Source organism: Natrarchaeobius oligotrophus (assembly GCF_003841465.1).
In the GTDB taxonomy this organism is placed as follows: domain Archaea; phylum Halobacteriota; class Halobacteria; order Halobacteriales; family Natrialbaceae; genus Natrarchaeobius; species Natrarchaeobius oligotrophus.
Genome location: NZ_REFZ01000003.1, coordinates 147,366 through 162,332, shown reverse-complemented (window position 1 = coordinate 162,332; position 14,967 = coordinate 147,366). Strand labels below are relative to the sequence as shown.

12 protein-coding genes and 1 pseudogene are annotated in these 14,967 nt (G+C 65.5%); 8 read left to right on the top strand and 5 right to left on the bottom strand.

From position 1 onward, the window contains the following. Positions 1–142: 142 nt before the first annotated feature. A complete protein-coding gene (locus tag EA472_RS05745) occupies positions 143–2,854 on the bottom strand; it encodes a methyl-accepting chemotaxis protein (protein ID WP_124190556.1) in 2,712 nt (903 codons plus the stop codon). Positions 2,855–3,049: 195 nt separating this feature from the next. On the opposite strand from EA472_RS05745, the gene EA472_RS05740 reads away from it, so the two are divergent. The 3 genes and pseudogenes from EA472_RS05740 (at position 3,050) to EA472_RS05730 (ending at position 4,891) form a co-directional block, all read left to right on the top strand. Beyond that, entirely contained in the window at positions 3,050–4,069 is a 1,020-nt protein-coding gene (locus EA472_RS05740) for a phosphoribosylaminoimidazolesuccinocarboxamide synthase (protein ID WP_124190555.1), read from the top strand. Positions 4,070–4,205: 136 nt separating this feature from the next. Beyond that, positions 4,206–4,412 carry a hypothetical protein gene (locus tag EA472_RS05735; RefSeq protein WP_124190554.1) on the top strand — a complete coding sequence of 69 codons (207 nt, stop codon included), beginning with the start codon at positions 4,206–4,208 and terminating at the stop codon, positions 4,410–4,412. A 131-nt stretch (positions 4,413–4,543) separates the two neighbouring features. Further along, positions 4,544–4,891: pseudogene (locus tag EA472_RS05730) on the top strand (DUF2267 domain-containing protein). 283 nt (positions 4,892–5,174) lie between these two features. Here EA472_RS05730 and EA472_RS22385 read toward each other — a convergent pair. Together EA472_RS22385 and EA472_RS05725 are read right to left on the bottom strand one after the other, a co-directional pair. Further along, entirely contained in the window at positions 5,175–5,348 is a 174-nt protein-coding gene (locus EA472_RS22385) for a DUF7556 family protein (protein ID WP_165874831.1), read from the bottom strand. 170 nt (positions 5,349–5,518) lie between these two features. After that, positions 5,519–6,469 (bottom strand): formyltetrahydrofolate deformylase, encoded by a 951-nt coding sequence (locus EA472_RS05725; RefSeq protein ID WP_124190553.1) that lies wholly within the window; start codon positions 6,467–6,469, stop codon positions 5,519–5,521. A 394-nt stretch (positions 6,470–6,863) separates the two neighbouring features. On the opposite strand from EA472_RS05725, the gene EA472_RS05720 reads away from it, so the two are divergent. From EA472_RS05720 to EA472_RS05705, 4 genes are all read left to right on the top strand, one after another. Next, positions 6,864–7,178, top strand: coding sequence for a HalOD1 output domain-containing protein (locus tag EA472_RS05720; protein WP_124190552.1), 315 nt, complete (start codon positions 6,864–6,866; stop codon positions 7,176–7,178). Positions 7,179–7,254: 76 nt separating this feature from the next. Then, on the top strand, positions 7,255–7,506 hold the full coding sequence (gene purS / locus EA472_RS05715) for a phosphoribosylformylglycinamidine synthase subunit PurS (protein ID WP_124190551.1): 252 nt from the start codon (positions 7,255–7,257) through the stop codon (positions 7,504–7,506). Then, a complete protein-coding gene (gene purQ / locus EA472_RS05710) occupies positions 7,507–8,184 on the top strand; it encodes a phosphoribosylformylglycinamidine synthase I (RefSeq protein WP_124190550.1) in 678 nt (225 codons plus the stop codon). A gap of 121 nt (positions 8,185–8,305) precedes the next feature. Continuing rightward, complete coding sequence (locus EA472_RS05705) at positions 8,306–11,140, top strand: PAS domain S-box protein (RefSeq protein WP_243637787.1); 2,835 nt, start codon at positions 8,306–8,308, stop codon at positions 11,138–11,140. A 203-nt stretch (positions 11,141–11,343) separates the two neighbouring features. Here the strand turns inward: EA472_RS05705 and EA472_RS05700 are convergent, their stop codons facing one another. Next, positions 11,344–11,637, bottom strand: a complete 294-nt coding sequence (locus EA472_RS05700; protein WP_124190549.1) for a DUF7521 family protein — start codon at positions 11,635–11,637, stop codon at positions 11,344–11,346. A gap of 186 nt (positions 11,638–11,823) precedes the next feature. Here EA472_RS05700 and EA472_RS05695 point away from each other — a divergent pair, with 186 nt between their 5' ends. Next, positions 11,824–12,057, top strand: coding sequence for a CDGSH iron-sulfur domain-containing protein (locus EA472_RS05695; protein ID WP_124190548.1), 234 nt, complete (start codon positions 11,824–11,826; stop codon positions 12,055–12,057). Positions 12,058–12,264: 207 nt separating this feature from the next. On the opposite strand, the gene EA472_RS05690 is transcribed toward EA472_RS05695, so the two are convergent. Further along, the gene (locus EA472_RS05690; protein ID WP_124190547.1) at positions 12,265–14,901 is read right to left on the bottom strand and encodes a heavy metal translocating P-type ATPase; all 2,637 of its coding nucleotides are present in this window, start codon (positions 14,899–14,901) and stop codon (positions 12,265–12,267) included. Between the last annotated feature and the right edge of the window lie 66 nt (positions 14,902–14,967).

Genomic DNA, 14,967 nt, shown 5'->3' with positions numbered 1-14,967 from the left:
GATTCCGGCGAAAGCGAACCGCCACCGCGTCCAGAGAGACGGCCGTCCCGACCGATCGTCGACCCGTGGACGACTCGAGAACGCGCCGCCGGAGTCGAACGCGACGTCGAAACCCAATCGGTCGGAGACACCGACGGACCGCTCAGCTGTCTGATCCTCGCTCGACGTCCGATTCCACCTCGTTCGTCTCGGGACCGAGGTATTCACCGTCCTCCAGACCGTTACCGCCGGTATCTCCGTTCTCGTCACCAGCGTCCGAATCTCCGTTCTCGTCGTCTCCGAACGTCGGCGTCTCGTCGGCGTCCGCTCGTTCGTCGACGTCGGCGTCCGCTTCGACTCCATCACCGACGCGGTTTTCGTCGTATTCGACGACGTCGACCTCGGTCGAATCGCGCTCGTCGACGTCGAAGACCGCGAGCGAGGCCCGGAGATCGTCGGCCATCTCGGTCAGCGACTGTGCGCCGGTCGCGACCTCCGAGACCGTCGCCGTCTGCTCTTCGGCGGCCGCGGCGACGGTCTCGGTTTCGGCGTTGGTCTCCTCGCTGATCTCGGTTGCTTCGTCGACCATCTCGACGACTCGGCCGCTAGCTCGGGCCTGCTCGTCGGTGGCGTCGTTGACCGACTGGATGCTCTCGTTGGCGGTCTCGACCTGCTCGGTGATCGCCTCGATCGCCTCGATTCCCTCGTCGACGACCGTCGCGCCCTCGTCGACCTGCTCGCGCATCCGCTCGATTTCGTCGACCGTCTCGTCGACCGATTCCTGGACGCTCGAGACGAGGTCGTCGACCTCCTGGGTGGCGTCGCCGGTCTCTTCCGCCAGCGACTTCACCTCGTTGGCGACGACGGCGAAGCCGTCACCCTCCGCGCCGGCGCTGGCCGCCTCGATCGAGGCGTTGAGCGCCAGCAGGTTGGTCTGGTCGGCGATCTCGTCGATCAGATCGACGATCTCGCTGATCTCGTCCATCTCCTCGTCCAGTCGGCCGATCTGCTCGCTGATCGACTCCGCCCGGCGCTCGAGGTGGTCCATCTCCGTGCGGATCTCGCTCGAGGCCTCGCCGGCGACCTCGGCTTTGGTCGCCGCCTGACTCGAGACGGTGGCGACGTCGTCGGCGGTCGAAGCGATCTCCTGGACGGTGGCCGAGAGGTCGTTCATCTCGCCGTAGACCTCCTGGAACCGGTCGCTCTGATCCGACGTTGCGGTCGCGATCTCTTCGGCCGACCGGCTCACTTCACCGCTTGCGTTCTCGATCTCCTCGACGCGGCTGGTGACGTCGCGGCTGATCCGATCGACGTCCGCCGACAGCGCCTGAATGTCGACGATGGTCCCCTCGAGTTCCTCGAGCATCTCGTTGAACGCGGTGGCGATTTCGACCAGCGCCTCGTTGTCGACGTCGTCGTCCAGGCGCTGGGTGAGGTCGCCGTCGGCGGCGATCCCCATCACGCGTCCGAACTCGCCGGCCTTTCGCTCGAGGCGCTCGGCGAGTGCTTCGGCCTCGCGACGGGCTTCGGCCGCTTCCGACTGTGACCGTTCGGCCTCGGCTTTGGCGGCTTCGACGTCGCTGATGTAGCTCTCCAGATCGTCCCCCATGGCCGCGAGCGAGTCGCCGAGGGTTCCTGGAACGTCCTCTTCGAGGACGGGGTCGTCGAACTCCTGACGGGCGATCGCGTCGGATTGGGCGGTTGCCGTCTCGAGATAGGCCCGAATGTCGTCGAACGAATCGCGCACTTGCCCGACTTCGTCGATTCGCCCGTCGTCGTCGATCTCGATGTCGATGTTTCCGTTCGAGAGATCACTGGCGTCGTCGGCCAGCGTCTCGAGTGCGGTGGCGGTCGAGCGACCGGTCGTCGCGCCGATCACCAGAAAGCCGACCATCGTGACCGCGATCAGCGCGATCAGGGAGTTCGCGACGTTGTCGACGGTCGCGTATGCGCTCGACTGGGGCATGTGCGACATGAGTACCCAGTTCGTGTTCGGAACGGGCGCGTAGGCGGCGACCTCGTCGGTGTCGTCGAAGTCGGTGGCTCCGGATCCGCTTCGTCCCAGATCGATCACCTGGGCGCGTTCGCCGTCGCGGTACGTCGAGCGCAGAGCTTCGTCGTTCGGAGAGACCTGTACCGTCTGATCGCCGCTGTCGACGACCTCGGTGTAACCGTCGTCGACGGACGTGGCGAACTGGTTCAACAGCGTCTCGACGGAGACGACGACCATCACGGCACCCTCACCGTCCGAGTTGTCGACGTGGCTGAGAAACGCGACGTAACCGTCTCCGTCGTCCAGGTACGTTTCGGTGAACGCCGCCTCCGCCTGGGAGAGATCGACATCGTCGTATTGCTGATCGGTAAACTCCCAGTCACCGTCGAAGTGGAGGGTCAGATCCAGCGCCGAGACGTCGGTTCCCACGCCGTCGGGTTCCGTACTCACGGAAACCGTGTCGGTCTCGAGGTCGACGTAGTGAATCGCGTCGATCTCGTCGCGTGCGAGTTCGTATCTCAACCGCGCTTCACGCCTGTCTTCCGAACTGTCGACGATACTGGGATGCGTGGAAACCCCGTTCGCGATGTGCTGGTAGTTGTCTATCAGATGTGCGAGCTCCTGGGCCTGGAGTTCGGCGTCGGTCGCGAGTTCGTTCTGGGCGCTCTCGGATATTTCGTCGGATATCGCGAGGTAGAAAAAGGCCGCGATGAGCGCGGTGACGACGAGCACGGCGACGAGCACGAGCCCGAACTTCGCAACGTAGCTCCGTCGGAGCCGGTCGGGAGCGAGCCGGGTACCTCGCTTTCTGAGATCGATCGAGGAAACTCGGGTTCCGTATTCGCGAAGTGTTTTCGAAAGAGAATCCGGTATTACTGACATCTTCCGGAAGATGCGTGGCCCCCTCAAAATCACTTGTGGCCGTTATTTTCGCCAAATTCGCGTTTTGACGGGCTCAAACGGTCGTTCCGGAGAGCGAGCGCGAATCTCGGAAACCGATACTGAAACCTTCATGGGGAACCGCACCACGAATAGGGATATGAACGACGGTACCCGTTCCGCCTCGAGGTGGCTCCAGTGACGAGCGTCAAGGAGTTTCGAATCGAGTCGGAGCCGACCGACGACTCGCTCGGACGTGGTGCGTTCGTCTTCACCGACGACTACTCGGTGTTCGACTGGGGAAAGATGCCCGATCAGATCCCGCAGAAGGGGGCGAGCCTCTGTACGATGGGGGCGTTCAACTTCGAACTGCTCGAGTCCGCGGGCGTGCCGACTCACTACCGCGGCGTCGTCGAACGCGGAGACGTGCGCCCGCTCGAGGCGGCGACCGAACCGCCCGTCGAGATGGCGATCGACCTCACGCAGGTTCCCGACCTCCCCAACGAGGGTCGGACGTACGACTACGACCGTTACCACGACGTCGCCGGCGAGAACTACCTGATCCCACTCGAGATCGTCTTCCGAAACCGCGTTCCCGAGGGATCGAGCCTGCGGCGACGCACCGAGCCGGTCGATCACGGCCTCGATCTCGAGGAGTGGCCCGACGAGGCCGTCGACCTCGACGAGCCGGTCGTCGAGTTTTCGACGAAGTACGAAGAGAGCGATCGGTACCTCGACCGCGAGGAGGCGGACGTCATCGCCGGGCGCGCCGGGATCGAGGATCTCGAGTCGCTGGCACGACAGGTCAATCGAATCGTGACGAAACAGGCCGAGGAGGCCGGTCTCGACCACCAGGACGGCAAGATCGAGTGTCTGTACGTCGACGGGGAGATTCGCGTCGCCGACGTCGTCGGCACGTTCGACGAGAACCGGTTCAGCTACGAGGGAACCCAGCTCTCGAAGGAAGTGCTCAGGCAGTACCACAAGCGCACGCAGCCCGAGTGGGTTCAGGCCGTCGAAGCTGCCAAAGCCCAGGCCAAACGGGAGGGGATCGCGGACTGGAGGTCCCGCTGCGATCGCGATCCGGAGCCGCTCGACGACGACGTGCTCGAGGTCGCCCGCGACATGTACTGCGCCGGAACGAACGCCTACGTTCGACGCGACCTGTTCGACGCTCCGCCGCTGTCGAGTGCGATCGGCGCCGTCAGCCGGCTGTAGCTCGCTCGTCTACTCCGCTCGCTTCATTGTCCTTCGGTACCACGGAACAGGCCTCGACGGTCGCGAATTCGACCGATCCTCGAATCGATTCAGCAATCCTCATATGGTGGCAGACCCGAGTTCGATTCGAGAGCAAATGACGCTCACAAGCATCGTCGCATCGAGTATCGTTCCGTTCGATCCGACCATCGCAATCGCCGCCGTCGCCAGCACCATGCTAGTCGTCTTCGTCGCAGTGATGACGTTCCTCGCGATCGCTCCCCTCGTCTCCTCGACGTGGACGGAGCAACTCGACGCGAGCCAGGCCGGTAGCGCGTCGCTCGAGACGAACGAAGCCGACTGAACTGCCCGACTCGACGTCGTTTTCCCGTTCGTTTGCCCGCTCGCGAGCATCGGCCGTCTCCGCCGTCGGTCGAGCCGTGAGTTGCATCTGCGTGCCGAATTACGATACGCCTCGCCGTTCAAACGCCGCCCATGCAGGAAGACGAGTTCTACGGACTGGTTCAGGAGGGAAGCCACCTCGGTACGACCGACCGGACGCGCGTCGCGACCGAAGCGGTCCTCGAAACCCTCGCGGAAACCGTAACCGGCGGCCAGGCGGGAGACGTTGCGAGGTAGTTGCCCGACGGCCTCGCGGCGGTCGTCCGGGAGGGCGATCACGACGGCGCGGGCTACGACCGAGACGCCTTCGTCGACCGCGTCGGTGAACGCCTTCACGACACCGACCTCGAGCCCCACGACGCCGACCGGTACGCCGACGCCGTAACCGACGCCCTCGCGATGACGCTTACGGAAGAACGAGGAGAAAGCCTCGCGCTTTAGCGCGGGGATGAATCCGGAGGGAGAACTGCAAGCGCTGAAAGCACAGCTTCAGGGAGACCTCCAGCCGCTGTTCGAAGGGGTCTCGATCGACAGGGAGAGCGTCTAGTACTGCGTCACGCGTCGACGCGTGATACGGATTACTGGACGATGTACCGGTGCACCCGCCGCCAGAGTCGCAAGTGCGCCGAAAATGACGTACAGTAAATCGTATGAGTCGAACCAGGCAACCGCTATCGGTTCGACTCACTCGTTCGGGCTTGGAAAACCATCAGGTGCTGCGTCGCTATCGCCACTCGGCGAGCATCGACGCTTCGGATTCGGGCATCGAAAGCCACGCCTCATCTCGAGTCAGGTCGGCGATGACGAGGTGTCGGCGCCCGCCGATCTCGTCGGTCGCCGCGGTCACTTCACGGGGCGATTCGTCCCCCCTCTCGACCGACCGTCGATGAGGCATCATGTTTCACGATACCGCCTAGCCGAGTATGAACGTTTCGATAACAATCCGATATATAGCCAAGTATGCGTGTGTTTCCGGATATAGTTGGACAACCACGAACAGACGTGAATAATAATGTACGACGTCGCTGCTCGACGCAGACCAGTTTCAGAAGTAACGGAGCTGGACGGTTAGCCGTCGTCCGCGACCACGCTCGCGATTCCGTCGACGGGTCGATCCGGCGTGACGTCGTCGATCTCTTCGGGCAGGCCGAGCTGGTAGTTCGTTCCGTTCTCGCGGACCGTCGTCCGGCCGCGATGGACCGAGACGTCCCCGTTGAGGTGCAACCTGACGGCCTCGAGCAAGGCGTCGGCCTCGAGGGGCTGACCGCGGCGTTTCATCTCCTCGACGTCGGCGTCGTCGGGGACGTCGAACGCCCGCTGGGTGATGATCGGCCCTTGATCGAGGTCGGTGGTCACGTAGTGAGCGGTGACGCCGGCGACGCGAACCCCTTCCTCGACGGCCTGCCGGTAGGCTTCGGCACCGGGGAACGCGGGCAACAGCGAGGGGTGGACGTTGATGATGCGGTCCTCGTAGCGAAAGACCACGTTGGGGCTGAGAATGCGCATGTAACGCGCGAGGACGATCAGATCGGCGTCGTACTCCGCGAGGACCTCGAGGAGTTCGTCCTCGTTTTGCTGTCCTCGCTCGTCGCCGACGTCGTGAAACGGCACGCCGTAGTGTTCGGCCAGCGGCCGGAGGTCGTCGTGGTTACCGATGACGACGCCGATGTCCGCGCCGAGGTCGTCGTTGGCCCAGGCCTCGAACAGCGCCTCGAGGCAGTGGCTCTCCTTGGTGACGAGGACGGCGATCTGCTGGGTGTCGCGGTCGGTCGGGAACCGAACCTGGACGTCGAGACCGAGGTCGTCGCCGAGATCGTGAAGGTCCGCGCGAAGTTTCTCCTCCGTACAGACCATCTCGGAGGTGTCCACCGCGAGGTACATCCGGAAGACGCCGTCGCGAACCGCCTGATCGAGGTCTTCGATGTTGATTCCGCGCTCGAACAGGAGACTCGTCACCCGGGCGACGAGACCGGTGTCGTCGTCTCCGATCACCGTGATTTCGGTTACGTCGGTCGTCATCGAGGCCACCTCCGCTCGAGCGGATTTCGTTCCATTACTACGGCTTTCAGTTCCCGAGTGGCTAAAAATGCTGCTTTCCGCGACCGCGAAAGAACCCCTTCCGCTCGAGACGGCCCTCGCACGCCGCCGTTTCCGATCGGTGCCACACCGCTCGATCGGTACCGACTCCGATACTCTCACGGAAGTGGTCGTGATGCGCCCGGGATTCGCTCGGCGTCCGACGTTCGCTCGAGCGTATGACGTCGCCACCGACTCCATCCCGCCCCCGTCTTCGACCGAACTTTATTTTGTCGTACATCGGGATGAAAAATGTCTGACAGGGATTTATACCCTCGACCGTGGAACGAATTTTCAGTCACGATCAGTGACTGTCAGCATTCCACAGGTGAGTCCGATGACGGCTACAACGAACGACCACGGCGGATCCCGGATCGATCCCGACGCGGAGACCGCACTGCTGTCCCACGACTGGACGGCGGGTGAATCGCTCTCTCGGGCGATCGTCACGACGGTCGCGACGCTCTCCGGGAGGGAACCAGAGGAGATGGAGCGACTCTACGACCGGATCGATCCCGACAGCCTCGAGGCGATCTTCGAACCGACGAGCGACACCGCGGGCCGAAACGGCGGAACGGTGTCGTTTCGACTCGAGGGCTACTCCGTTACCGTCCACGGGTCGGGCACGATCGTCGTGACGGACGCCGCGTAAGAGGGACGTATCCACGAACGTGTATCACGCCGAAAAGGCGAAAGCGTTTTTGAGCACGGATACGGGGGTTCAGGTGATGACCGCCTACACCGCGACGGTGACGGTTCGACTCAAACACGGCGTCCTCGATCCGGAGGCCGAGACGACCAAGCAGGCTTTAGAGCGTCTCGGCTTCGAACTCGAGGGGCTCCGCTCTGCGGACCGGTTCGAGGTCGACCTCGAGGCCGACTCGGCAGACGGCGCGCGCGAGCGCGCCAGCGAGATGGCAGAACGACTGCTCGCGAACCCGACCATCCACGACTACGACGTGGAGGTCGACGAACGGTAGATGACGGTTTCGATCGTCCGCTTCGGCGGCTCGAACTGCGACCGCGACGCCAAACGCGCGCTCGGGCACCTCGGGATCGACGCCGAGATCGTCTGGCACGGGGACGGGCTCCCGGCGGAGACGTCGGGCGTCGTCCTCCCCGGCGGCTTCTCCTACGGCGATTACCTCCGTGCCGGCGCGATGGCCGCGCGCTCGCCGATCATGGCCGAGGTTCGCGAGGTCGCGGCCGACGGCGTTCCGGTGCTCGGCGTCTGCAACGGCGCTCAGATCGGCTGCGAATCGGGACTGACGGAGGGCGCGTTTACGACCAACGAGAGCGCGCGGTTTCAGTGTGAGCACGTCTACCTCCGCGTCGAACGCGACGACACGCCGTGGACGGCCGCCTACGACGAAGGCGACGTCATCGAAATTCCGATCGCACACGGCGAAGGCCGGTACGAACTGGACGACGACCGTCTCGCCGAACTCGAGGACGGCAATCGCGTGCTCTTTCGGTACTGCGACGAGGACGGTTCGGTCACCGACGATGCGAACCCCAACGGCTCGAAGCACGACGTCGCGGGCGTGCTGGGCGAACGCGACACCGTCGCGGTGTTGATGCCCCACCCCGAACGCGCGACGCTTCCGGACGTCGGTCCGACCGACGGTCAAGGCGTTCTTCGCGGGTTCGAGGCGTAACGCGACGCGTTCGAAACGGTATTCTCGCGTTTTCAGGCGCGGGCGACTGTCGACCGAAAGGATTCGTCCGATGCTGACGACGCCCGCAGTCCGCGCTGCTCCCGATAGAGTCAAGTGACTATTGCGTCTGGGTATCGATATCACCGTCGTTTACGTCGACCACGGGGATTCCGACGAGGTCCGGACGGCGCTGTCTCGTCTCGGCGAGACGGTCGACGTCGTGGATACGGCAGCCGGCTGTCTCTCGCTGCTGGCGGATCCGACCGTCGGCTGCGTCGTAGCGACCGACGCCCTCCCCGGCGCCACCACCGTCGAACTCTGCAGGCGGATTCGATCGCGACGTCTCGACGTCCCCGTCGTCGCGTATCCCGCCGACGGGACCGAAGCGCTCGCCGGGGAACTCGTGGCCGCGGGTGCGAGCGGATACGTCCCCCAGTCCCAGGGGGTCGAAACGCTGGTCGCCCGCGTGGACGAACTCCTCCCGGCGGACGGCGAGGAGTCGACGGCCGCGTTCTCCGAGGCGGACGAACGGGTGAGGGAGGAACCGACCCGATTCGCCGGTGCGCTCGAACGGTCGCCGATCGCGATCGTCGAGTGGACACCCGAGTTCGACGTTCGCGCCTGGAACGACGCGGCGTCGCAACTGTTCGGCTTCACCACCGCGGAGGCGATCGGTCGCCCGGCGACAGAACTCGTCGTTCCACCGGACGACCGAACGGACGTCCTCGAGTACTGGCGGACGATCGCGACGGCGGGTGAAGACGCTTCGGGAACCGACCGCCGACGAGTCGGGCGCGCCGTTCGTAAAGACGGGACCACGATCACCTGCGAGTGGATCGACGTCCCGATCGTCGACGACGCCGGCGACGTCGCCGGCGTCCGATCGTTCGTTCGAGACGTCACCGACGAGCGCCGGCGCGTCCGCGCGTTCGAACAGCTTCACCGGACGACGAGCGATCTGCTTCGCGCCGAATCCGCGACCGAGATGGCCGAGATCGTGATCGAAGCCACCGAGCGGATTTTCGATCGACCGCTGGCGGCGGTCAGACTCACCGACGAGGACGCGACGCGACTCGAGGTCGCCGCCACGTCGGTTCGCCTCGAGGAGACCACCGGGGAGATTCCGGACGCCGAACCGGGCGATCACTCCCTCTGGGAGGCGTTCACCGCCGACGAGCCGACGGTCGTCGAAGACACCGACACGATCGAACTTCCGTACCGGATAGACGAGACCGCCGGAAACGCGGTTTTTCATCCGCTCGGCGATCACGGGTTGATTTCGGTCGCGCCGTCGAGCGACGGTGCGCTAGACGGGACGGACATCCACCTGATTCACGTTCTGGCGGCGACGACCGAAGCGGCGCTCGATCGGGCGAGACGCGATCGAAAGCTCGAGCGGACGAGTCGCGAACTCGCCGCCCGAAAGGGAAAGATCGAGAGCCTCCACGGCACCGCGTCCCGACTCGACGACTGCAAGCGCCATCGGGATGTGTACGAGCTGACGGTCGAAGCCGCAGAAGAGGTGTTAAACTTCGACGTCTGCGTCGTCGATATCGCCCGCGACGGCTATCTCGTCAAGGAAGCGATCTCCGCGGAACTCGACGGCGAAGAGCTCGAAAAAATGCCGATCGACGCCGGCGTCGCCGGGAAAACCTATCGTAACGGCCGCACGTACTGCGTCGACGACCTCTCGGCCGACGACGACGTCTCGCCGGCGCGCGAGGAGTTTCGCTCGGTAGTGAGCGTCCCGCTCGGAGACCGCGGCGTGTTCCAGGCCGTCTCGACCGAACCGAGCGCGTTCGACGACGACGACGTCGAACTCGCGGAGTTACTGATCTCTCACGTGACGGACGCGCTCGATCGAATCGACTTCGAAGAGCAGCTCCGAACGGAGCGGGACCGATTCGCCGCGCTGTTCGAGAACGTTCCCGACGCCGTCGTCGTCGGCCGCCACGACGCGGAGTCCAACCTGATCGTCGACGCGGTTAACCCGGCCTTCGAGCGCGTCTTCGGGTACGACGAGTCCGAACTGCTCGACGAGCGCCTCGAGCGGTTCATCGTTCCGCCCGGGCGTTCCTCGGAGGCGAAAACGTTCAACCGTCTCGCGAACCGCGGCGAGGTCCTCGAAGCGGAGGTCCGACGCAGGGCAGTCGACGGACTGCGCGATTTCATGCTGCGGGTCGTTCCGATGGAGGGCGAGGACACGTCCGAGAGCGTCGGCCTCTACACGGACGTCACGGAACGAAAGCAACGCGAAAAGCGCGTCGAAATTCTCAACCGGGTGCTCCGACACGATCTCCGAAACGGGATGAACATCGTCCGCGGTTGCGCCGAGATGCTCGAGAATGCTGTGGCCGACGACGAACGCCGGTACGCCGAAATCATCCAGGGACGAGCCGACGAACTCGTCGAACTCGCCGAGAAAACGCGCGCAGCCGAGCGAACGTTCGACCAGGGAGGAGAAACGACGAACGCGCCAATCGACCTCTGCGACGCCGTCCGTCGAACGAGCGCCCGCCTCGAGAACGAGTACCCGGACGTGGACGTGAGCCGGTCGGTTCCGGACCGGTGTTTCGTTCGGGCCGACGCCTACCTCGAGCGGGCGCTCTATCAGGTGCTCGAGAATGCGGTCGAACACAACGACTCACCGACTCCGAGCGTCGACGTGTCGGTCCGAGAGCATTCGGACGGCGAACTGGTTCGGCTCACCATTTCCGACGACGGGCCGGGCATCCCCGAGGACGAACGCGAACTGCTCGAGGGCAACCGGGAGATCACCCAACTTCGCCACGCCAGCGGTCTCGGTCTGTGGCTCGTCAACTGGATCGTCGTCGGATCGGGTGGCCAGCTTCGATTCCGAGAGAACGATCCGCAAGGAACGACCGTCGTCGTCGATCTCCCCCGCACGGACGATGAGACGGAACCCGGCACTGACGCCGATCGGACGCTCGAGTGAAACGGACTGCCGTCGTCAGTTCCGGTGGGACTGGGGTCGTCCGGCGGTTTCTCCGGCACATCGGCACGGCAGACCGTACGAGCGGGCCGACGAGACGCTCGAACGGGGAGCGCGATTTCCGGCCGAGGCGACAAGGACCTCGAGACGGTGCTCGAGGAGACCGAAACGCGCTCGAGGCCGCGTCGTCGGTCGCGCGGAGACTGTCACGGCGCGTACAGCGAGTAGGCGATCACGAGAAAGCCCGCCAGCATCAGCAGGCTCTCGAGCAACAGTCCGGTCCCGAGCGCAACGCCTAGAATCTCGTACAGCATCCCTGCGAGGACGAGTCCGGCGGTCACGAGCCCGAATCCGACTGCGAGATAGCCGAGCGGCGACTGGCGAGTCCGTCGGTACGCCCGGTACGCGAAGAAGGTGATGACGCCCCCGACGACGAGCAACAGCGTCTTGACGACCGCGAGTGCGATCTCGACTCCCGTCGTGGATGCGTCCGGACTCATCACTGCGGTAGCATCAGATTCGTGACGACGGACAAGTAGCTTCCGTTCCCCGGCGTCTCACCCGTTGTGTCCCTCGTCTCGTCGTTCGCGGCGATCCGGTACCGATCGCTGCCCGCCTCGAAGACGCTCTTCCGCGCGGATCCTCGTTTCCCGGGAGTTTTTCTTCACGACCCCCGAGAGTCGGGTATGACGCGACTGGTCGAACTCGATGCGAACGGTCCGCGAATCGTCGATCCCGACGACGTCGACGACGAGAAAGGCGACGTCGCGGTGTGTCAGTGCGGCCTCTCGGCGTCGTTTCCGTTCTGTGACGGAACCCACCGACGAACGGAGGACGAAGCCGACGGCGTAACGTACGTCTACGACGACGGCGAACGGGAGGCGGTCGAGCGGATCGTCACCGTCGACGAAGACGGATAGTTCGAACGGCGGGGCGACGTCGGGCGGACGGTCGGTCGAACCCCGGACCGGGCCACAGAAGACGAGCGGTCGGAGCGGCGAGTCGCAGAAGACGAGCGGTCGGAGCGGCGAGTCGCAGAAGACGAGCGGTCGGAGCGGCGAGTCGCAGAAGACGAGCGGCCGACGACGGATCTCGAGTCGAACCGCCCGCCCGATCGGCACCGACCGTCACAGCGAGCGCGCCGAGTTGGCCACGACGAGCAGACTGCTCGCGGCCATCGCGGCGGCCGCAAAGAGGGGGTTCAACAGTCCGGACACGGCGAGGGGAATCGCGACGGCGTTGTAGACGAACGCCCAGCCGAGGTTCTGGCGGATCCGCCGGTTGGTGGCGGCGGCGAGGTCGAACGTCTCCGCGACCGCGGACAGGTCGTCGTCGACCAGCACGACGTCGGCCGCGTCGGTCGCGAGTTTCGTTCCGCCGCCCATGGCGATTCCGACGTCCGCGGCGGCGAGGGCGGGCGCGTCGTTGCTCCCGTCGCCGACCATCGCGACGGTTCCGCGCTCACGGAGACGCCGGACGGTTTCGGCTTTCGCCTCCGGCGGAACGCCCGCGAAGACCTCACCGATGCCGTCGACGGTGCGAAACCGATCGGCAGCAGCGCCCTCGTCGCCGGTGAGCACCACGACCTCCCGATCCACAGCGAGCGTCGCGACTGCATCACGCCACTCCTCGCGCGGCGCGTCACCGACGACGATCACGCCCCGGACGCGGCCGTCCCACCCGACGGCGACCGGAACGTCGCCGTCCGCGCGAGCGTCGTCGATCAGGGACTCGAGGAACCCGGCGATCGAGAGCCCGCGATCGCGACACAGGTCGGGGTGGCCGACGACGACCCGTCGGCCGTCGACGACGCCGCTGACCCCGCGGCGGTCGCGCTCGAAGTCGTCGACGTCGGCCGGAGGCGAGTCCCCGCCGTCTTCGCGTTCCGACGCGGCGTCGACGATAGCCGCCCCGATCGGGTGCTCCGACAGCGCCTCGACGGCGGCGGCTCGTTCCAGAACGAGCGCGCGGCGGTCGCGGTCCGTCCCGGATCGAGAGACGGGATCGCAATTCGAACCGTCACTGCGGTTCGAATCGGCGCGTCGGCCGTCGGATTCACCGTCCGGATCGACGTGAATCCGGCCGACCGTCATCGACCCCGTCGTCAGCGTTCCCGTCTTGTCGAGAACGACGACGTCCACGTCGGGGGCGTCTTCGAACAACGTCTCCGCCGCCACGACGACGTTTCGCTTCGCGGCCGCCTGGACGCCGGCGGCGACCGCGAGCGGCGTCGCGAGACCCAGCGCGCAGGGACAGGAGACGATCACGACGGTGAGGCCGATCAACACCGCGGTCGACGGACTCGAGCCCGCCGCGAGCGCGAGCGCCGTCGCGCCGCCGGCCAGGATCAGGACCAGCGGGACGAAGATCGTCGCCAGCGCGTCCGCAAAACGCTGGACGCCGGGTCGAGCGCTCTGGATCGACCACAGCAGCGTGACGAGCCGATCGAGCGTGCTCTCTGCGTTCTCGCCGACGGCGACCACGACCGGCGCGTCGGTCACCACCGTCCCACCTCGGACGGGATCGCCCGGTTCCTTCTCGGCGGGCAGCGACTCGCCGGTCACGAGCGACTCGTCGACGGCGGCGGATCCGGAGACGAGTCGGCCGTCGAGCGGAACCCGCTCGCCCGGTCGCACGAGCAGCCTGTCGCCGGGTTCGACCGCCTCGAGCGGGACCGTCTCACCGCTTTCGCGACGCGCCCGATCGACCTGCTGTTCGGTGAGATCCGAGAGCAATCCGGCGGCGCGTCGCTTGATCCGCTCTTCGTAGTACGTGCCGGCGGTGACGGCGAGGACGACCGCGACCGTCACGTCGAAGTAGAGGTCGGTTCGTCCGAGCACCATCGCGAGCGTGCTGTAAGCGTAGGAGCCGCCGGCGGCGGTCGCCACGAGCAGGTCCATGTTCGGCATCCTCGCTCTGAGGCTGACGTAGGCACCCCGGAGGATCGGGAATCCCGTGTAAAAGAGGACGAACGACGTCATCAGCCAGATGTTGACCGCGAGGTAGTAGCCGTCGAAGCCGCCGAAGTCGACGACCGGCTCGTAGCCGAAGTAGGTCGGATAGAGAAAGACGGCGTACCAGACCATCACCATCATTCCGAACAGCCCGCCGCCGACGAGGAACTTTACGAGCGCCTGGTCGGCGGTCGCGTCGTCTCCGTCGTCGTCGCGCTCGCGAGCCGTGTAGCCGTATCCGGAAACGAGTTCGGGAAGTTCCGATCGGTCGAGTCGGTCCGGATCGTACGCGAGCCGGAGCGTCTCCGTCGCGTAGCTGGCCTCGGCGTCGAGCACGCCGTCGGCGGACGTCGCCGCGGCCTCGAGAAACGCCTCGCAGGTGCCACAGTGCATCCCCTCGACCGAGAGGAACGCGTCTTCGACGCCCGGTTCGTCGGACGATCGCTCGAGCGGGTTCGATTCGACCCTCCCCCCGTCGTCCGCATCGAGTCGATCCAGAACGGTCGCGTCGTCGATTTCGTCGTCGATCCCGTCGAGCGTCCGCGCGACCTCGAGACAGCCCAGACAGCAGTACGCGCCGTCGACCTCGTCGTCGGAAACGGGCGGATTCGGCGTCGGGAGCGAGCAGAGCGAGCACGCGCCGTCGTCACGCTCCGTCACGTCACGTTCGTCGGGATCGGGTGACGTGACCGCTCGATCCGCGGACCGTACGCTCCGGTCGTCGACACTGGTCGACGCGGTCGATTCGTCCGCGCGCGTGCCACGGTCGTCGTTCGTACCGGAGCCGCCGTCGATTGAAGACCGGTCCATGTGTGTCCGTCCTCGTCAGTTCACGGGTGTCGCGGCGCGTTCGTTTCCGTCCCCCTCCACAGCCGT